Origin of the sequence: Streptomyces sp. NPDC093221 (assembly GCF_044753885.1) — a bacterium.
Lineage (GTDB): Bacteria > Actinomycetota > Actinomycetes > Streptomycetales > Streptomycetaceae > Actinacidiphila.
Window position 1 is genome coordinate 956708 of record NZ_JBIVOA010000003.1, and the last position, 18652, is coordinate 975359.

Below are 18652 nucleotides of genomic sequence, written 5' to 3' on the forward strand. Positions count from 1 at the left end.
CGTCAGCGCGCCGCCTCACCCGGCGGGTCGCTCGAACCGCACCTCGGGCGTCCGCGCCCGCGGGTCGGAGGCGGCCAGCAGCCGCAGACCCTCCGCGTCGAGCGCGTCCCGGTCGGCCGGGCGCAGCGGCGCGAAGGGCGCGACGACGACGGCCGCGGTGTCCTTGGCACGCTCGAACCGCCAGGTGCCGCCGACGAATCCGTCGACCAGGACCGTGCCGCGGATGATGCCGTTGACGGTCATCACCCGCGGCCGGTGCTCGTCGGCGAGGACGCGGGTGCGGTCGGCGTGCGAGAGCAGCAGATTGTCGAAGTCGGCGACGAAGCGCGCGGAGACCTCGGTGGCGGGGTCGGTGAGTTCCGCGTCCGGCAGGTCGTACAGCTCCCTGCCGTCCTCGGCGGTGTAGGTCCGGCAGTCCAGCGCGGTGAAGACCTTCTTGAGGCCGGTGAGTCCGCACCACTTCTGCATGTCGGCGGGGGTGGCGGGGCCGTACGCGGCCAGGTAGCGGCGGACCAGCGCGGCCGGTTCCGCGGCGGCCGCGGCGGGGTCGGCCATCGGCTGTCCCAGCCAGTCGTCCAGCAGGGCATAGGCGGGCTGGGCGCTCGCGCCCCACAGCCCGCGCGGCGGCACCTGTGCCAGCGGCGCCCACACCCGTAGCGCGTTGACCAGCGAGGCGGGGTCCGCGTCGGGCCAGCGGGCGCTCAGCGCGGTACGCAACTCGGCGGGTCCCAGCGGCCGTTCGGCCAGCGCCTCGCGGCCGTGCGCGACCAGTTCCGCGCGGTCGACGCCCGCGGCCCCCGCCGCCCACTGCGAGCCGCGAAATCCCCGGTCCAGCATCGGCTGGATCCACGGCCGCAGCCGCAGCGCGTCCGCCGCCGTCACCAGATGCACGGTGCCGCGCATCAAGACGACGCGCACCACCGCGCGTTCGGTGAGCAGCGTGCCCAACTCGTCGAAGCGGAAGCCGTTCAGCCGGGTCCACAGGCCCGGATAGGGCGAGGTGGGGTGCTGCGACTGGAGTCCGAGCAGATGGGCGACGGCGTCCTCGGCGGCCGAACGCCGCCGGTCCAGCAGCAGCTGGCGCGCGAGCAGGGTCCGGTTGAGAGTGCGGCGGTCGAGCGGCGTGAGCATGGCTCCTACGCTAGGGCCCGTCGCGGACAGTTACTGTCCGCGACGGCGGGCGGGCGGTGCGGGCGGGGCGGGCGGTGCGCGCGACGGCCGAGCCACTGGCCACCCTGACCTGCGGGAAGAAACGGTTTTCGGTCCCCGAACCAAGTGATGGGTGACAGGTGGCAGACAGCACAGGAGGTCCCCGCGTGCAGATACCCACGCACGAGCCCGGACGGAACCGAACCCCGTTCGGCGAGGTGTACGAGGCGCACTTCGACGCCGTTCTCGGCTTCATTACCCGGAGAACCACCGACCGGCACTTGGCCGCCGACCTGACCGCCGACGTCTTCGTGGCCGCGCTGGAGGCATTCGAGGGTTACGACCCCAGGCGCGGCACGCACCTCATGTGGCTCTACGGGATCGCCCGCAACACCACGGCCGCGCATGCCCGCCGCGCGGTACGTGAGCGGGACGCGGTGGCCGCGGTCAGCGGTCGGCGGCTGCTGGACGAGCAGGACATGCAGCGCTTCGAGGAGCGCATCGACGCCGAATGGGCGGCCAGGGAGTTGCTCGCCCGGCACGCCGGGCTCTCCGAGCCGCTGCGCGCGGTGATCGACCTCGTCGCTGTCGACGGTCTCACGACCAAGGAGGCCGCGAAGGTGCTCCGGATCTCCCAGGCGACCGCCCGGGTCCGCCTGCACCGCGCCCGCGCCGCCCTGCGTGCCGAATCCACCACCCCGTCCGCCGCATTCGATTCCCCCCTCACGGAGGTCACCCGATGAACACCCCGGTCGGATTCAAGCAACGCCTCGGTGCCGAGCTGGCCCTACTGGAACAGGTACGAGCCGAACAGCGGGAAACAGAGCGGGCACCCCGACCAAAGCCGCCGGTGGCCGCCCGCGGAATCCTCGCACGTCCCGCCGTACGTCGGACCGCGTTCGCGGGCCTGGCCGCGGGCGTGGCGGCCACCACGATCGTCGCGACCTCCTCCGTCCGGGGAGCGCAGCCCCAGCCGGTACACGCCATGACGGTCGCCCAGGTGCTGGACGCCGCCGCGGACAACGCCGCGAAGGGTCCGGGCAAGGAGCCGGGTCTCCACCAGTGGTTGTACACGGACGATGTTGTCTGCGTGACGACGTGCGGGCACGAGCGGTCCTGGTACCGGTACGACGGTCTCAAGAGCGCGTCGGTCGGCAAGTCATTGGCGTCAGGAAACCGCACTGCCGTCCAGGTGCGCGATGTCTTCACCCCCTTCCGCTCGGGGAAGGTCGGGGACCATCCGCGGGAGACCCGCGAGGTTCTGTCCCGACTGCCCACCGACCCCCACGAGCTCCTCAAGCGGGTGAGTACTGACCCCTTCTTCAACAGTTCAGGAGAAGAGCCGGGCGCGGCCCCCACCAACGGAATATTCCACAGCCTGGGTGAACGGCCCCCGGCCGTCACACCCGCAGCGCAGTTCACCAGGATCCTCCACATTCTGCGGACCGCATCGACCGTCCCGCCCCGGATCAACGCCGCGCTTTACCACGCGCTGGCGCTGATCCCCGGAACCACGCTGGTCAGCACGCCGATGCGAGACGCGGCCGGTCGGCCGGGACTCGCCATCGCCTTCGATTTCCACGATCGGCAACGAACGCACGAGTACCTCATCCTGGACCCGAGCACGTACACCTACCGCGGCGACCGCGTCGACTGGCACGGAGAGAGCGACTTCTCCGATTCCTTCGCCCGCGTGACGACCGGCGTCGTCGACCATCCCGGCCAGATGCCCGGCGGCCCCGCCCCGGACCCCTCGGACATCGTGGAACTGCCCCCGGTCGTCCAGGCGCCGCTCAAAGCACGCTGACCGACACCGCCAACAGGAGTTCGGGTCGCCCTGGACCCGGGCCCCGCAACGGGGGTGCGGCGAGGTCCGGGTCCGGCTCCCCATCGGGGACCCGGACCCGCACCCGGTCTCGGCGGGCCGGTGGCCGCTACGCCGCCGGGGAGCCCAGGCGGCGGGACGGGGTCTTGGGCTCGTGGTGGATCGGGGTGCGGGCGCCGGTGAGGGGGGCGCCGGAGCCGCCGCGCGAGTGGGCGACGATCTCGGCGGCGATCGACAGGGCGGTCTCCTCGGGCGTGCGGGCGCCGAGGTCGAGGCCGATCGGCGAGTGGAGCCTGGCCAGGTCGAGTTCGGTCACCCCGGTGTCGCGCAGCCGGTCCAGGCGCGCGAGATGGGTGCGGCGCGAGCCCATCGCGCCGATGTAGGCCAGCGGCAGCCGCAGCGCCCGCTCCAGCAGGGGGATGTCGAACTTGGCGTCGTGGGTGAGGACGCAGACCGCCGTACGGCCGTCCAGCCGCCGCTGCCGCGCCTCTGCCTCCAGGTAGCGGTGCGGCCAGTCGACGACCACCTCGTCGGCCTCGGGGAAGCGGCGGGCGGTGGCGAAGACCGGCCGCGCGTCGCAGATCGTCACGTGGTAGCCGAGGAACTTGCCCGCCCGTACCAGCGCCGCCGCGAAGTCGATCGCCCCGAAGACCAGCATCCGCGGCGGCGGCACGCTGGCCTCGACCAGCAGGGTGAGCGGCGCGCCGCAGCGGCTGCCGTCCGCGCCGATCACGACGGTCCCGGTGCGCCCGGCGGCCAGCAGCGCGCGGGTCTCGGCCGCCGCCGTACGGTCCCGCTCGTCGTCACCGAGCGAGCCCGCGTACGCACCGGCGCCCTCGGCCTCGGACACCAGCAGCGCCCGGCCCAGCAGCTCCGCCGGGCCCTCGACCACGCGGGCCACCGCCGCCGCCTCGCCGGAGACGGCCGCGGCCAGCGCCGCGACGACCTCGGGCCGTACCGCGGGGTCGATCCGCTGCACGAAGATGTCGATCGCGCCGCCGCAGGTCAGGCCGACGGCGAAGGCGTCCTCGTCGGAGTAGCCGAAGTGCTGGAGGACCGCGGCCGCGTCGGGGCCCGCGGCCAGCACCTCCCGGCACAGCTCGTAGACCGCGCCTTCCACGCACCCGCCGGACACGCTGCCGATGGCGTCGCCGCCGCCGTCGACGGCGAGCGCCGCACCGGGCTGGCGCGGGGCGCTGCCGCCGGTCGCGACGACCGTCGCGACGGCGAACGGACGCCCGAGACCGCACCAGCGGTACAACTCGTCAGCGATGTCCAGCATGGCGTTCCAGCTCCTTCTTCCTACAACTCGCTCTGCCCGGCGGTCACTTGACGCCGAGCCAGCCCTCGATCGGGGGCAGGGCGAAATAGACGACGAAGACGGCCGTGAGAATCCACATGAACAGCCCCGGGTCGCGCCACTTGCCCTGCGCGGCCTTGATGGCGGTGTACGAGACGACCCCGGCGCCGACTCCCGCGGTGATGGAGTAGGTGAACGGCATGAGGGCGACGGTCATGAAGACCGGTACGGCCACGGCGCGGTCGGACCAGTCGACGTGCCGTGCGTTGCTCATCATCATCGCGCCGATCACGACGAGCGCGGCGGCGGCGACCTGGCCGGGGACGATCTGGGCCAGTGGAGTGAAGAACAGGCCGAGCGCGAAGAGGACGCCGGTGACGACCGAGGACAGGCCGGTGCGGGCGCCCTCGCCGACGCCGGTCGCGGACTCGATGAAGACGGTCTGCCCCGACGCTCCCGCGACGCCGCCGATCGCGCCGCCCGCGCCGTCGACGAACAGCGCCTTCGACAGGCCCGGCATCCGGCCCTTGTCGTCGGCGAGCCCGGCCTCGGTGCCGACGCCGATGATGGTGGCCATCGCGTCGAAGAACCCGGCGAGCACCAGAGTGAAAACGATGACGCCGACGGTCATACCGCCGATCGAGCCCCAGCCGCCGAACTCGACATGGCCGAAGAGCCCGAAGTCCGGCATCGAGACCGCGCTGCCCTCCAGCTTGGGCGCGCTGCCTCCCCAGTCGGCCGCCGTGAGGTCGCCCGCCGCGTTGACGATCACGGACAGGACGGTGCCGGCCACGATGCCGATCAGGATCGCGCCCGGCAGATTCCTGGCCTGGAGCATGAAGATCAGCAGCAGGGTCACGCAGAAGAGCAGCACGGGCCAGCCGCGCAGCTGGCCGCCGGCGCCGAGGGCGACCGGGGCCGTGCCGTGCGGGTCGCCCTTGCCGACGAAACCGGCGTTGACCAGGCCGATCATCGCGATGAACATGCCGATGCCGATGGTGATGCCGTGCTTGAGCGCCAGCGGTATCGCGTTCATGACGATCTCGCGCAGCCCGGTGACCACCAGCAGCACGATGACGCCGCCGTAGATCACGCACATACCCATAGCCTGCGGCCAGGTCATGTTCGGAGCCACTTGGGTGGAGATCACCCCGGCCACGCTCAGCCCCGCCGCGAGCGCGAGCGGCACCTTGCCGACGAAGCCCATCAGCAGGGTGGAGACGGCGGCGGCCAGCGCCGTCGCGGTGATCAGCGCGGCGTGGCTGAGTTTGTGCCCCGCGACGTCGGGTCCCGACAGCAGCAGCGGGTTGAGGAGCAGGATGTAGCACATCGCCATGAAGGTCGTGATGCCGCCGCGGACCTCGCGGGGGATCGACGAGCCTCGGGCCGAGATGTGGAAGTACTGGTCGAGCCAGGATCTCCCGGCGGGCTGTCGCGAGCCTTCGCCCTCGTCCTCCGCCGCCGTCCGCGGCTCTACTGGCGTCTGGGTCATGGTGCCAACTCCCAAGGTTCACAGGGGCACTCGTACGCGGTGTACGGGATTTGGGATCTGCGTGGCCTGCACGACCCGGGGGACGGCCCGAGACGAACAAGAAAGGGGGACCGGGGGGCGGGAGCCCCCCGGCCGCCTAGGTTCCGGTCAGGTGCTCCGGCCGGATCGGGGTCCGGTTCAACTCCAGCCCCGTCGCGTTCCTGATCGCCGCGAGGACCGCGGGAGTGGACGACAACGTGGGCGCCTCGCCGACGCCGCGCAGGCCGTAGGGCGCGTGCTCGTCGGCGAGTTCGAGCACGTCGACCGGGATGGTCGGCGTGTCGAGGATCGTGGGGATCAGGTAGTCCGTGAAGGACGGGTTGCGGACCTTGGCGGTCCTGGGGTCGACGATGATCTCCTCCATCACCGCCACGCCCAGGCCCTGCGTGGTGCCGCCCTGGATCTGGCCGACGACCGACAGCGGGTTGAGCGCCCTGCCGACGTCCTGGGCGCAGGCGAGTTCGACCACCTTGACCAGGCCCAGTTCGGTGTCGACCTCGACCACCGCGCGGTGCGCGGCGAAGCTGTACTGGACGTGTCCGTTGCCCTGTCCGGTGCGCAGGTCGAACGCGACGGTCGGGCGGTGCCTGAACTCCAGTTCCAGGTCGACGGCTTCGTCCTCCAGGACGTCCGCGATGTCGGCCAGCGCCTCGCCGCCGTCGGTGACGACCTTGCCGCCCTCCAGCAGGAGTTCGGCGGTGGCCCACGCCGGGTGGTAGGTGCCGAATTTGCGGCGGCCGGTCTCCAGCACCTTCTCGCGTACGGCTTCGCAGGTGTTCTTCACCGCGCCGCCGGTCATGTACGTCTGCCGGGAGGCGGAGGTGGAACCGGCCGAGCCGACCCGGGTGTCGGCGGGCTGGATGGTGACCTGGGTGACGCCGAGTTCGGTGCGGGCGATCTGGGCGTGCACGGTGACGCCGCCCTGGCCGACCTCGGCCATCGCGGTGTGCACGGTCGCGACCGGCTCGCCGTTGATGACCTCCATCCGCACCCGGGCGGTGGAGTAGTCGTCGAAGCCCTCGGAGAATCCGACGTTCTTGATGCCGACCGCGTAGCCGACACCGCGTACGACGCCTTCGCCGTGCGTGGTGTTGGACAGGCCGCCGGGCAGCGCGCGTACGTCGGCGGCTCCCCCGGCCACCTCCCACTGGCGCTCGGGCGGCAGCGGGCGGGCCTTGACCCGGCGCAGCAGTTCGGCGACCGGCGCGGGCGAGTCGACGGGCTGGCCCGTCGGCATGAGCGTGCCCTGCTCCATGGCGTTGAGCTGACGGAACTCGACCGGGTCCAGGCCGAGTTCGGCCGCGACCTTGTCCATCTGCGCCTCGTAGGCGAAGCACGCCTGGACCGCGCCGAAGCCGCGCATCGCGCCGCAGGGCGGGTTGTTGGTGTAGAGGGCCAGCGCCTCGATGTCGACGTCCTCGACGACGTACGGGCCGACCGACAGGGAGGCGGCGTTGCCGACGACGGCCGGGGAGGCGGAGGCGTAGGCGCCGCCGTCCAGCACGATCCGGCACTTGATGTGGGTGAGCTTGCCGTCGCGGGTCGCGCCGTGCTCGTACCAGAGCTTGGCGGGGTGGCGGTGGACGTGGCCGAAGAAGGACTCGAAGCGGTTGTAGACGATCTTGACGGGCTTGCCGGTGCGCAGCGCCAGCAGGCAGGCGTGGATCTGCATCGACAGGTCCTCACGGCCGCCGAAGGCGCCGCCGACGCCGGAGAGCGTCATCCGGACCTTCTTCTCCGGCAGCCCGAGGACCGGCGCGATCTGCCGCAGGTCGGAGTGGAGCCACTGGGTGGCCACGTAGAGGTCGACGCCGCCGTCCTCGCCGGGCACGGCCAGGCCGGACTCGGGGCCGAGGAACGCCTGGTCCTGCATGCCGAAGACGTACTCGCCGCTGACGACCACGTCGGCGCGGGCCGCCGCCGCGTCCGCGTCGCCGCGCACGATGGGCTGGCGGTGGACGATGTTGGGGTGCGGGACATGGCCGATGTGGTGGTCCTCGCGGCCCTCGTGGACCAGGACGGCACCCGGCGCGGTGGCGGACGCCTCGTCGGTGATCACCGGCAGGTCGACGTACTCCACGCGGATCTTCGCGGCGGCGCGGCGCGCGGTCTCCGGGTGGTCGGCGGCGACCAGCGCCACCGGCTCGCCGTGGTGGCGGACCTTGCCGTGGGCGAGGACCGGGGTGTCCTGGATCTCCAGGCCGTAGTTCTTCACCTCGGTGGGCAGGTCGTCGTAGGTGAGCACCGCGTAGACACCCGAGGTGGCCAGCGCCTGCGAGGTGTCGATGGAGCGGATCTCGGCGTGCGCGACGGTGCTGCGCAGCGTGTAGCCCCACAGCATGTCCTCGTGCCACAGGTCCGAGGAGTACGCGAATTCGCCGGTGACCTTCAGGATGCCGTCGGGGCGCAGCGTGGACTCGCCGATGCCGCCCTTGGAGGCGGCGCCCTGAGTGAGGCTGGTGGGTGTCCGGGTGACGGACGAACCGGCGCCGGGCGGGGGTGTGTTGGGCATGCTCACACCGCTCCTTCGGTACGGGCGGCGGCCAGCCGTACGGCGTCGAGGATCTTCTCGTAGCCGGTGCAGCGGCACAGGTTGCCGGACAGCGCCTCGCGGATGTCGCCGTCGGACGGCTCGGGGACGCGTTCGAGCAACTCGTCGGCGGCGACCAGCAGTCCGGGGGTGCAGAAGCCGCACTGGACGGCGCCCGCGTCCACGAACGCCTGCTGGACGGTGGAGAGTTCACCGCCCTCACCGGCCAGGCCCTCGACGGTGACGACCTCGCGGTCCTGCGCCTGGCCCGCGGCGACCAGACACGAACACACCGGCACGCCGTCCAGGCGGACCGTGCAGGAGCCGCATTCGCCCTGCTCGCAGGCGTTCTTGGAACCGGGCAGGCCCATCCGCTCGCGCAGCACGTACAGCAGGCTCTCGCCCTCCCATACGTCGTCGGCTTCCTGCGGACTGCCGTTGACGGTGAAGGTCACGCGCATGGCTTGCTCCTGTCGTCCAGCTCGTGGGGCTCGTTGCCGCGGTACTGCTCCCAGGACCAGCCGAGCGTGCGGCGGGCCATGACGGCCAGCGCGTGCCGCCGGTAGGACGCGGTGCCGCGGACGTCGTCGATCGGGTTGGCGGCCCCGGAGACCAGCTCCGCGAACTGCCGGGCGACGGGGGGCGGGATCACCCCGCGGCTCTCCCACAGCCCGGCCTCGTCCAGCGCGGCGGCCAGGAACTCCTCGGCCGTCCGCGCCCGGATCGGGGTGGGCGCGGCCGAGCCGATGCCGGTGCGGACCTCGCGGATCTCGGGGTGCAGGGCCAGGCCGAAGGCGCAGACCGCGATGACCATCGCGTTGCGGGTGCCGACCTTGGAGAACTGCTGCGGCCCGGTCGCCTTCTTCAGCCGCACGGCGCGGATCAGCTCGTCGGGCTCCAGCGCGTTGCGCTTCACCCCCCGGTAGAAGTCGTCGATGGGGATCAGCCGGGTGCCGCGTACGGACTGCGCCTCGACCTCGCCGCCGCCCGCGAGCAGCGCCGGGTGGGCGTCACCCGCAGGGGAGGCGGTGCCGAGGTTGCCGCCGACACCGCCGCGGTTGCGGATCTGCGGGGAGGCGACGGTGTGGCTGGCCAGCGCGAGGCCGGGCAGCTCGGCTCTGAGGTTCTCCATGATCCGGGTGTACGGGACGGAGGCGCCGAGCCGGACGGTGTCCTCGGCCGCCTCCCACTCCTGGAGCTCACCGATGCGGTTCAGGTCCAGCAGAAACTCGGGCCTGCGGTGGTCGAAGTTGATCTCGACCATCACGTCCGTGCCACCCGCGATGGGCACAGCGGAGGGATGCTCGGCCTTGGCGGCGAGCGCTTCCTCCCAGCTGGCGGGGCGCAGGAATTCCATGGGGTTCTCTTCTCGAATCCGAGTGGGCTGTTCATGTCCTGTACACGCGGGGTGGCCCCAGTACACGGCTGTGGGGCCGTCCGGGTGCAGTCACCGAAAACATGAAGCGGTTGGCTGGCCAAGGGGTGGGTCTTGTAGATTCCTCCGAAAGGGTCCGCTCCGAAACCTCGCGGCAGCCCACCCGCAACACCGGTGTTCGACACTGCGACCCCGGGCTCCCGCGACGACGGCCGGGACCGCGACCACGACCCGGCAGAGGACAAGGCGACGACTATGCGGCTGCGCGCACTGCTGGACACCGAGGCCCTCGGCCTGCGGCTGCTCGGCGGCGAGGACGAGCTGGACCGTACGGTCCGCGGGGTGATGACCACGGACCTGCGCGACCCCAGCCGCTATCTGACCGGCGGCGAACTGGTCCTCACCGGTCTGGCCTGGCGGCGCGGCCCCGGCGACTGCGAGCCCTTCGTCCGGCTGCTGGCCGGCGCCGGGGTGGCGGCGCTCGCGGCGGGCGAGGCGGGGCTGAGCACGATCCCGCAGGATCTGGTGGCCGCCTGCGCCCGGCACCGGCTGCCGCTGTTCGCGGTGGACGAGACGGTGGCCTTCGCGACCGTCACCGAGTACGTGGTCCGGCAGGTCTCCGGCGGCCGGGCGGGTGATCTCGCGGCGGTCGTGGACCGGCACCGGCGGCTGATGTCGTCGGGGCCCGCGGGCGGCGGCCCCGACGCCGTGCTCGACCTGCTCGGCAGCGACCTGGACCTGCGCGCCTGGGTGCTGTCCGCGGTCGGCCGGGAGATCGGCGGCTCCTGCCAGTCGCTGGCCGCCTCGGTCCGCGCCGAGCTGGCCGGCGCCCAGCAGGCCGCCGCCCGCACCGCCCGGCCCGCGCCGCACCGCGTCGCCGTCCAGGGCGGCCGGATCTACTCGCTCTTCCCGGTCCGCGCGGGGGCTGAGGACGTACGGGCGACCGTACTGTCCGACTGGTTCCTCGCCGTCGAGGCGGACGCCGGAGAGTGGCCCGCGGAGCGCCTGGACCTGCTGCACGGCGTCACGCAGCTCATCGCGGTGGAGCGGGAGCGGCGGGACGCGGCCCGTACGGTACGGCGGCGGCTGGCCGCGGAGGTCTTCGAGCTGGTGCGCGGCGGGGCGCCGCCCGCCGAGATCGGCGCCCGGCTGCGGGCCGCGGCGCCCGTCCTGGTGCCGGGCGCGGGCGGCGCGCCGCAGTGGCAGATCGTGGTCGCCCGGGTCGACTGGGCGGGCGGCGACCTGGCGCCGGGGCCGGTGGCGCGGGACCTGCTGGAGGAAGTGCTGGTCGACCCGGCGGCGGCCGGGGCCGAGGCGACGGACCGGATCGCGGTGGCGCACCTGGACGACAAGGCGATGGCGCTGGTACCGCTGCCGCCGCCGGTCCCCGGCGCCCAGGAGGGCGGCGAGGACTCCCCCGCGACCCTGCACGCCGACCGGCTGCTCGACGTGCTGCGCGGCCCGCTCGGCCGCGGGCTCGCCGACGACGGACGGCTGACCATCGGCGTCAGCGCCGCCGTGCAGTCCGCCGAGGGGCTGCGCGGCGCCCTGGAGGAGGCCAGGCACGCGCGCCGGGTGGCCGCGGCCCGCCCCGGCCGGGTCTGCGTGGCCGGGCACGAGGAGCTGGCCTCCCACGTCCTGCTGCTGCCCTTCGTCCCCGACGACGTGCGCCGCGCCTTCACCGCCCGGCTGCTCGACCCGCTGCGCGCGTACGACCGCAGGCACCGCGCCGACCTCATCCCGACCCTTGGGGCGTTCCTGGAGTGCGACGGCTCCTGGACGCGCTGCGCCACCCGGCTGCACCTGCACGTGAACACGCTGCGGTACCGGATCGGGCGGATCGAACAGCTGACGGGGCGTGATCTGTCGCGCCTTGAGGACAAGTTGGACTTCTTCCTCGCGCTGCGGATGAGCTGACGGCACGGCGGTACGGGCGGCGCGCCCGCCGAAGCGGCCGTCGAATCTCCTTCACACGTTCACCTGTTGGACCGTCCGACCTGCCGAACAGGCATTAGTGATCCCGTTCACAAAAGGTGATCTCCAACCCCTTGGCGTGGACCCCCGCGCCATGTTGGACTTCGGCCACTGCACGTAAGCAGGAACTCGCACTCGCTCGACGACGCGCTTGGGGGAGAGACTGTGGCGGAAACCGCCCTGTCGGAATCGGTGGTCGGGGAACCGGACGTATGGCGGCTGCGGGCTCGCGGCTGCTGGGCGGAGGCGGCGACACTGCTCGCGCCGTTCTGCGCCGACCACGCCGGAGCCGCGCTACGGAGGGCGGAACTGCTGGTCGAGGGGTGTTTCTACCACCTCGACGGCTGGTCCGAGGCGGAGGACGCGCTGCGCGCCGCCGAAGCGCTGGCGGGCACCGACGAGGAGCGCGGCGCCGCCGCCTCCGAACGGGGGTACCTCGCGTACGGCGCGACGCTGTTCTCCGTACGCGACCGCGCCGACGAGGCCAGCTCCGCGTTCGGCCGCGCCGCCGCGCTGCTGTCCCCCGCCTCTCCCGGCAGGCCGCTGCTGGACTTCCGGCGCGGCCTGGTCGCCGAGAACATCGCCGCCAATCCGGCTGCCGCCCGCGCCGCCTACCGCCGCGCCCACGCCGGCGCCGTCGCCCACGGCGACGTCTTCCTGACCTCCTTCACCTGGCGCCACCTCGCGGGGCTCGCCGCCGCCGACGGCGAGATCGCCGAGGCCCGGCACGGCTTCGCGGAGTCCCTCCGCATCCGGGTCTCCCTCGGGCACCTCGTCGGCACCGCCCCGGCGCTGCTCGCCCTGGCCGATGTCGAGGACGAGCCCGAGGCCGCCCGGCTCCGTCTTGAGGCCGCCCGCCTCTACGCCCTCCTGGACGGCGTCCCCACCTGGCTCGCCCCGGCCTTCACGGCGGCCTAGGGCAGGCCCCCGCCACCGGCCCCGGCGGGGCGGTTCGGGCGTCTCCGGACACCTGCCGGTGGCGGCGGTCCTCGCGGTTGCGCTCCCCGGGGCGGCGCGGGGTCAGCCCCGGGTCCAGGCGCCTTCGGAAGCGGCCCGCAGGGCGTACTCGGTGAAGTCGCGCGGCGGACGCCCCAGGGCTTGCCGGACGCCGTCCGCGGTGTGGGCGTTGCGGCCGTCGAGGACTTCGGTGAACAGGTCGGTGAGGAGCGAGACCAGCTCGGCGGGAAGCCCGTGGGAGCCGAGCAGGGCGGCGTACTCGGCGGCCGGCAGGTGCGTGTACCGGATGTCGCGCCCCGTGGCGCGGGCGATCTCGGCGGTGGCCTCGCCGAAGGTGAGCAGGCGGGGCCCGGTGACCTCGTACACCTTCCCCTCGTGCCCCGGCGCGGTCAGCGCGGCCACGGCGACGTCCGCGACGTCCTCGGCGTCGACGAAGGGCTCGCCGACCTCACCCGCGGGCAGCGCGATCTCCCCGGCGAGCACCGGCTCCAGCAGATAGTCCTCGCTGAAGTTCTGGGCGAACCAGCTCGACCGTACGATCGTCCAGTCGGCGCCGCTGTCCTGGACGGCCCGCTCGCCGCGGAGCGCGCCCGGCTCGCCGCGGCCGGAGAGCAGGACCAGCCGCCGTACGCCCAGCTCCACGGCGAGCGCGGCGAAGGCGCCCACGTCGTCGGCGCCCTCGGGCGCGGCCAGGTCCGGGGAGTAGGCGATGTAGGCGGCGCGGACGCCGTCGAGCACCTTCGGCCAGGTCCCCCGGTCCTCCCAGAGGAACGGCGGCTCGCCCGCCCGCGAGCCGATCCGTACCCGCAGCCCGTGCTCGCGCAGCCCGGCGGCGACGCGGCGGCCGGTCTTCCCGTTGCCGCCGAGGACCAGCACCGTCTCGTGTCGTGCGTCTGTTGTCGTCATGGGTCAAGCCAACGTCAGCGGCCCTCCCCCGGACCATGGCCGACCCGCTCACCGGCATACGCGGGCGTCTTCGGCCGTCTCGACCGGCTCAGCCGCGGGCGGCGCCCGAGAAGTGCTCCCTGACCAGCGCCTCGACGGTGTCGGTGTCCCCCGCGACGAGGGCGTCGAGCAGTACGGCGTGCTCGGTGGCGTCGGCGAGCAGTTCCGCCGGGGCCGGGCGGGCGGCGTGCGGCGGGCGCGGGACGGCCAGCGGCCACTGGGCGCGGCGGTGCAGCTCGTCGGCGACGGAGACGAGCTGGAGGTTGCCCGACAGGCCCAGCATCGCGCGGTGGAAGGCGCGGTCGGACTCGGCGTAGGCGGCCCGGTCGCCGAGGGCGGCGGCGGTCACGGTCGCCTCGGCCAGCGGGCGCAGCGCCTCCCACTGGTCGGCGGTGACGCTGCGGGCGAGGCCGAGGACGACGGGCACCTCGAGCAGGGCGCGGATCTCGGCCAGCTCCGCCAGGTCGCGGGCGCTGCGCTCGGTGATCCGGAAGCCGCGGTTGGGCAGCACCTCGACGGCGCCCTCGCGGGCCAGCAGTTGCATGGCCTCGCGGATGGGCGTGGCGGAGACGCCGTAGCGGCCGGCGAGGGCGGGCGCGGAGTGCACGGTGCCGGGCGGCAGCTCACCGCTGACCAGCGCGTGCCGCAGCGCTCCGAGCACCTGGTCGCGTACGGACAGCCGCTCGGGCATGCGCCGCGGCGCGGGCAGCTCCGGCTGCCCGGCGTGCGGGTGGTCGCCGCGTACCTGCTCGGCCCCCCCGGGTGCGGCTCGTTCCACGCGGCGTCCCTCTCCGTACTCCGTGAGCGTGACCGGCCGTCCTGGCCGTGACCGGTGACCAGTGCCTGGTGACGCCACTCGGGTGGCGCAGTGCGGTAAGCGTAACCCGCGCCGGTGGTGTCCCCGGCCGCCCGCGCATTACCCCCACGGGGTATCGCGCGGAGCGCTGTACGCGCGCCGGTCACCGCCCGCCGACGGGAATTCCCCGCACCGGATTCCGTGCGACGCAGTGACGTCGGACAGGTCCGACGTCAGCTTCCGGAACCATGAGTGGACTGGTCCAACGGCCTTATCCCCCACCGGCATTGGACCAGTCCGAGAGAACGGACCGGGCTGGCGGAGCCGACCGGACGTGCGGTCTCGTTTATTCTTGTGCGACCTTGTTTACTCTCGGTTCGCTCTCGCCCATGGAGTCCGCATGGCCCTGTTCGATCTGCCCCTCGAAGAACTGCGCTCGTACCGGCCGGAGCGCCACGAGCCCGACGACTTCGACGCCTTCTGGAAGCGCACGCTCGACGAGGCGGCGCGGTCGGCTCCCGACGCCGAATTCCTGCCCGTCGACGCCGCGTTGACGGCCGTCGACGTCTTCGACACGACCTTCTCCGGCTGGGGCGGCCACCCGATATCCGCCTGGCTGGTCGTGCCGCGCGGCGCGGAGGGCCCGGTGCCGTGCGTGGTGCAGTACATCGGGTACGGCGGCGGGCGCGGCCTGCCGCACGACCATCTGGTGTGGGCCGCCACCGGCCGGGCCACGCTGGTGGTGGACACCCGCGGCCAGGGCGCGGTGGGCCGCAACAGCGCGGGCTCGACGCCGGACCCGCACGGCGGCGGCAACCCGCAGGCCCCCGGCTTCATGACCCGCGGCATCCTGGACCCCGAGGCGTACTACTACCGCCGGGTCTTCACCGACGCCGTCCGCGCGGTGGACGTGGCGGCGGCCCATCCCGCCGTCGACGCCGGGCGGGTGTACGTGGCCGGCGGCAGCCAGGGCGGCGGCATCGCGACCGCCGCCGCCGGACTGCACCCGGGGGTCGCCGCGGCGCTGATCGACGTGCCCTTCCTGTCGCACTTCCGGCGCGCGCTGACCCTCACCGACCGGGACCCGTACCAGGAGATCGTGCTGTTCCTGGCGACCCAACGCGGCACGGACGACGACGTGTTCACGACCCTCTCGTACTTCGACGGCCTCAACTTCGCCGCCCGCGCGACGGCTCCCGCGCTGTACTCGGTGGCCCTCATGGACCAGGTCTGCCCGCCGTCGACGGTCTTCGCCTCGTACAACCACTGGTCGGGCAGCACGAAGGACATCAGCGTCTACCCCTGGAACGGCCACGAGGGCGGCTCCGCCGAACACCGCGCCACCCAGCTCCGCTGGCTCCGCGACCTGGAGGCGCAGCGGTAGCGGACCGACGCGACACGCCCGGCACGGGCGGCGGCCGGGGCGGGCAGCGGCCAGGGCGGGCTGGTGGGGGCGCGGGGCAGCCGGAGGGGGGCGTGCGGGCACGCCTTTCCCCCGAATGCCGTAGTGGCAAACACTCCGGCTTGCTCAGGAACCCTTCTCCATGAGTAAGGTAAGCCTTACCTCGTAACGATCTCGTGTCGCTCGAAACACCCGATGGTGAGCCGCATGCCCGTGTCCAGAATCCTGCCGCCCGCCGCACCGACCGGCTCGCCACTGACCATGGCGTACGACCGGCTCGCCGAGGTCTTCCCCGGCCTCGTCGTGACCGAGGTGACCGACGTGACCCAGCCGCTGCCGCACGGCCCCGGCTGGGTCGGGGCGCGCGAACTGGCGGACGGCGGCGCGGCGGCGGACGCCCTCACGGACACCGTCGCCGCCCAGGTCACGGCCGACCACGGCCGCCGCCCGCGACCCGACGTGGCGGCGGCGCTGGCGCTGCACCGCTACGCGTGGCCCGCGTGCCTGCTCTTCACCGTGCCGTGGTTCCTCAGCCGCCGGGTGCCGCGGCTGGCGGTCACCGACGTGTCCTTCCACCGCGCCGCGGGCCGGATGACCGTACGGCCGCGCTCCTTCGCCTGCCTGCCGGACGACCCGGCCGCGGCGCTTCCCCACGCCCGCGTCGTGCCCGACGAGGCGGCACTGCGCGACGAACTGCGGGCCGCGCTGGCCGAGCATCTCGCGCCGCTGCTGGAGGGATTCGGGCCGCGGCTGCGGCGCGGACCGCGTGCGCTGTGGGGCATGGCGACCGACGAGATCACCGAAGGGCTCTGGCGCGTGGGGCAGTTGCTGGGCGAGGAGGAGCGGGCCGCGGCGGAGCTGGCCGCGCTGCTGCCCGCTGGCACTACGCCGTATGCGGGAGGCGCCGCATTCCGCGAACTGACGGTCCCGACCGGTACTGACGTACCGTCACCGCCCGTGAGCCGGACCCGGGACCGGCTCACCTGCTGCCGGTTCTATACGATCAGTCCGGCCGATGCCTGCACCACCTGCCCGCGGACCTGCGACGCGGACCGGATCAGGCGGCTGGTCTCGGCAGCCTGACGATCACGCTACGATCTCGCTCAACTGAGTTGTTGTGGCACGGAAGTTCGAGCAATCCATCCGAAGGCGTGCTCTTGGGCCATAACCTCTCCAGTCATCCGCGCTCTTCGCAAAGATGTCGCTCGTAAGCCGTCCCGCGGCCCGAGCGCGACGGAAGCGACACTAGGAATCGCACATGAGACTTACGGACATATCGCTGGACTGGGCGCTCTCGGGGGCCATCGGCCTGGTCGTCCTCGTGGCCTGCGTGCTCGTCTTCCGCAACCGCAAGGCGAGTTCGAGCAGCGCCGACGGCGCCCAGGTGGATTCGTGGGAGCGCAGTGAGGAGCGCCGTCGCCGCAAGGAGGCGATATACGGCAGCGCCTCGTACGTGCTGCTCTTCTGCTGCGCCGCCGTCGCCGCGGCCCTCTCCTTCCACGGCCTGGTCGGCTTCGGCCGGGAGAACCTCAACCTGACCGGCGGCTGGGAGTACCTGGTCCCGTTCGGCCTGGACGGCGCGGCGATGTTCTGCTCCGTACTGGCCGTGCGGGAGGCCAGCCACGGTGACGCTGCTCTCGGCTCGCGCATGCTGGTGTGGCTGTTCGCCGGGGCCGCCGCCTGGTTCAACTGGGTGCACGCGCCGCGCGGTATCGACCACGCCGGTGCTCCGCAGTTCTTCGCCGGGATGTCGCTCTCGGCCGCGGTCCTCTTCGACCGCGCGCTGAAGCAGACCCGCCGGGCGGCGCTGCGCGAGCAGGGGCTCGTACCGCGTCCGCTGCCGCAGATCCGCATGGTGCGGTGGATGCGGGCACCGCGTGAGACGTACGCGGCCTGGTCCCTGATGCTCCTCGAAGGCGTACGCACGCTGGACGAGGCGGTCGAGGAGGTCCGGGAGGACAAGCGGGAGCGCGAGCAGAACGTGATGCGCCGCCGCGACCACGACCGGCTGGAGCGGGCGCGCGTCAAGGCGCTCAACCGGCAGCACAGGAACTGGCCGCGCGGTGGCGGCCGGGGCGGCCGTCAGGTCGAACTGCCTCCGGCGGCCAGTGCCGCGGGCGGCAGCGGCCAGGCCGCATCGGAGCCTGCCATAGAGGCCCACGCGGCCGAACTCCCCGTCCGCGCCCGTCCGGCGCTCCAGCCGGTACGCGAGGACGCCGCGGCCCCCTTCACCATCGACCTGACGGCGGAGGACGACACGATGACCCTCCCCCGGCTGGACTCCCTGGAGCGCAAGCTGGAGGAAATGGAACGCCAATTCGGCTGAGCCGAAAGCCGGTTGTCGACTGCCGCCCACGGGTGGTGGGGCACGGGAGAGATACCCGGGTCCCCGCCCCGTGGGCGCTGTCACACGCGGCGGGCGTCGAGCTCGAACCAGACGACTTTGCCCTTGCCGCGTGAGTGCGCGCCCCAGGCGTCGGCCAGGGACTGCACGAGGAGCAGCCCGCGGCCCGAAGTGCCGTGGTCCTCGGGGGCGGTCGCCTGGGCCGGGAGCCTCGGGTGCCGGGCGAGGTCGTCGTAGACCTCGACGCGCAGCCGCTCCCCGGCCGTCCGCCCGGGGACGAGTGTGGCGGTGAGCACCGCCCCGTCGGTGGTGTGCTGGAGTGCGTTGGTGACCAGCTCGGTGGCGAGCAGCTCCGCCGTGTCGCAGAGCACGGGCACTCCCCAGTCCCGCAGATGCTCGCGCAGCAGGCGACGCACCTCGGCCACGGCCGGGAGGTCGGCGTGCCGCACCGTATGCCGCAGTATCTGCCCCGTGATGTCCGTCTGATCCCCCAGTTCCCCTGCTTCGGGCTCTTCCATGGCCCC

General features: G+C 73.1%; 16 protein-coding genes. 7 read left to right on the forward strand and 9 right to left on the reverse strand.

The features are described from left to right. Window positions 1-15: 15 nt before the first annotated feature. Window positions 16-1131 carry a winged helix DNA-binding domain-containing protein gene (locus ACIQCJ_RS16055; protein WP_402711663.1) on the reverse strand — a complete coding sequence of 372 codons (1116 nt, stop codon included), beginning with the start codon at window positions 1129-1131 and terminating at the stop codon, window positions 16-18. A gap of 185 nt (window positions 1132-1316) precedes the next feature. Here ACIQCJ_RS16055 and ACIQCJ_RS16060 point away from each other — a divergent pair, with 185 nt between their 5' ends. Together ACIQCJ_RS16060 and ACIQCJ_RS16065 are read left to right on the forward strand one after the other, a co-directional pair. Beyond that, complete coding sequence (locus tag ACIQCJ_RS16060) at window positions 1317-1892, forward strand: RNA polymerase sigma factor (protein ID WP_355338887.1); 576 nt, start codon at window positions 1317-1319, stop codon at window positions 1890-1892. Then, window positions 1889-2956, forward strand: a complete 1068-nt coding sequence (locus tag ACIQCJ_RS16065) for a CU044_5270 family protein (RefSeq protein WP_402711664.1) — start codon at window positions 1889-1891, stop codon at window positions 2954-2956. The genes ACIQCJ_RS16060 and ACIQCJ_RS16065 overlap by 4 nt, the downstream gene beginning before the upstream one ends. 127 nt (window positions 2957-3083) lie before the next feature. On the opposite strand, the gene ACIQCJ_RS16070 is transcribed toward ACIQCJ_RS16065, so the two are convergent. The 5 genes from ACIQCJ_RS16070 to ACIQCJ_RS16090 form a co-directional block, all read right to left on the reverse strand. After that, window positions 3084-4256: an XdhC family protein gene (locus ACIQCJ_RS16070; RefSeq protein ID WP_402711665.1), complete on the reverse strand. Its 1173-nt coding sequence runs from the start codon at window positions 4254-4256 to the stop codon at window positions 3084-3086. A gap of 43 nt (window positions 4257-4299) precedes the next feature. Then, a complete protein-coding gene (locus ACIQCJ_RS16075; RefSeq protein ID WP_402711666.1) occupies window positions 4300-5766 on the reverse strand; it encodes an NCS2 family permease in 1467 nt (488 codons plus the stop codon). A 136-nt stretch (window positions 5767-5902) separates the two neighbouring features. Beyond that, window positions 5903-8317 carry a xanthine dehydrogenase family protein molybdopterin-binding subunit gene (locus tag ACIQCJ_RS16080; RefSeq protein ID WP_402711667.1) on the reverse strand — a complete coding sequence of 805 codons (2415 nt, stop codon included), beginning with the start codon at window positions 8315-8317 and terminating at the stop codon, window positions 5903-5905. A gap of 2 nt (window positions 8318-8319) precedes the next feature. Further along, window positions 8320-8796 (reverse strand): (2Fe-2S)-binding protein, encoded by a 477-nt coding sequence (locus ACIQCJ_RS16085; RefSeq protein ID WP_355338872.1) that lies wholly within the window; start codon window positions 8794-8796, stop codon window positions 8320-8322. Then, window positions 8787-9692, reverse strand: coding sequence for an FAD binding domain-containing protein (locus ACIQCJ_RS16090; RefSeq protein WP_402711668.1), 906 nt, complete (start codon window positions 9690-9692; stop codon window positions 8787-8789). Before ACIQCJ_RS16090 ends, ACIQCJ_RS16085 begins: the two co-directional genes overlap by 10 nt. 273 nt (window positions 9693-9965) lie before the next feature. On the opposite strand from ACIQCJ_RS16090, the gene ACIQCJ_RS16095 reads away from it, so the two are divergent. Then, a complete protein-coding gene (locus tag ACIQCJ_RS16095; protein ID WP_402711753.1) occupies window positions 9966-11627 on the forward strand; it encodes a PucR family transcriptional regulator in 1662 nt (553 codons plus the stop codon). 222 nt (window positions 11628-11849) lie between these two features. Continuing rightward, window positions 11850-12602, forward strand: coding sequence for a hypothetical protein (locus ACIQCJ_RS16100; protein WP_391049409.1), 753 nt, complete (start codon window positions 11850-11852; stop codon window positions 12600-12602). A gap of 102 nt (window positions 12603-12704) precedes the next feature. Here the strand turns inward: ACIQCJ_RS16100 and ACIQCJ_RS16105 are convergent, their stop codons facing one another. Both ACIQCJ_RS16105 and ACIQCJ_RS16110 read right to left on the reverse strand, forming a co-directional pair. Next, a complete protein-coding gene (locus tag ACIQCJ_RS16105; protein ID WP_355338860.1) occupies window positions 12705-13547 on the reverse strand; it encodes an NmrA family transcriptional regulator in 843 nt (280 codons plus the stop codon). An 88-nt stretch (window positions 13548-13635) separates the two neighbouring features. Beyond that, window positions 13636-14364 (reverse strand): GntR family transcriptional regulator, encoded by a 729-nt coding sequence (locus ACIQCJ_RS16110; RefSeq protein WP_355338857.1) that lies wholly within the window; start codon window positions 14362-14364, stop codon window positions 13636-13638. Between the two features lie 418 nt (window positions 14365-14782). Here ACIQCJ_RS16110 and ACIQCJ_RS16115 point away from each other — a divergent pair, with 418 nt between their 5' ends. The 3 genes from ACIQCJ_RS16115 to ACIQCJ_RS16125 all read left to right on the forward strand — a co-directional run bounded on the left by ACIQCJ_RS16115 (window position 14783) and on the right by ACIQCJ_RS16125 (window position 18110). Further along, window positions 14783-15766 (forward strand): acetylxylan esterase, encoded by a 984-nt coding sequence (locus tag ACIQCJ_RS16115; RefSeq protein ID WP_402711669.1) that lies wholly within the window; start codon window positions 14783-14785, stop codon window positions 15764-15766. A 225-nt stretch (window positions 15767-15991) separates the two neighbouring features. Further along, window positions 15992-16867, forward strand: a complete 876-nt coding sequence (locus tag ACIQCJ_RS16120) for a (2Fe-2S)-binding protein (RefSeq protein WP_402711670.1) — start codon at window positions 15992-15994, stop codon at window positions 16865-16867. Window positions 16868-17042: 175 nt separating this feature from the next. Then, window positions 17043-18110: a DUF2637 domain-containing protein gene (locus ACIQCJ_RS16125; RefSeq protein ID WP_355338847.1), complete on the forward strand. Its 1068-nt coding sequence runs from the start codon at window positions 17043-17045 to the stop codon at window positions 18108-18110. Between the two features lie 80 nt (window positions 18111-18190). Here ACIQCJ_RS16125 and ACIQCJ_RS16130 read toward each other — a convergent pair whose 3' ends face one another. Beyond that, window positions 18191-18646, reverse strand: coding sequence for an ATP-binding protein (locus ACIQCJ_RS16130; RefSeq protein WP_391163575.1), 456 nt, complete (start codon window positions 18644-18646; stop codon window positions 18191-18193). Window positions 18647-18652: the final 6 nt, after the last annotated feature.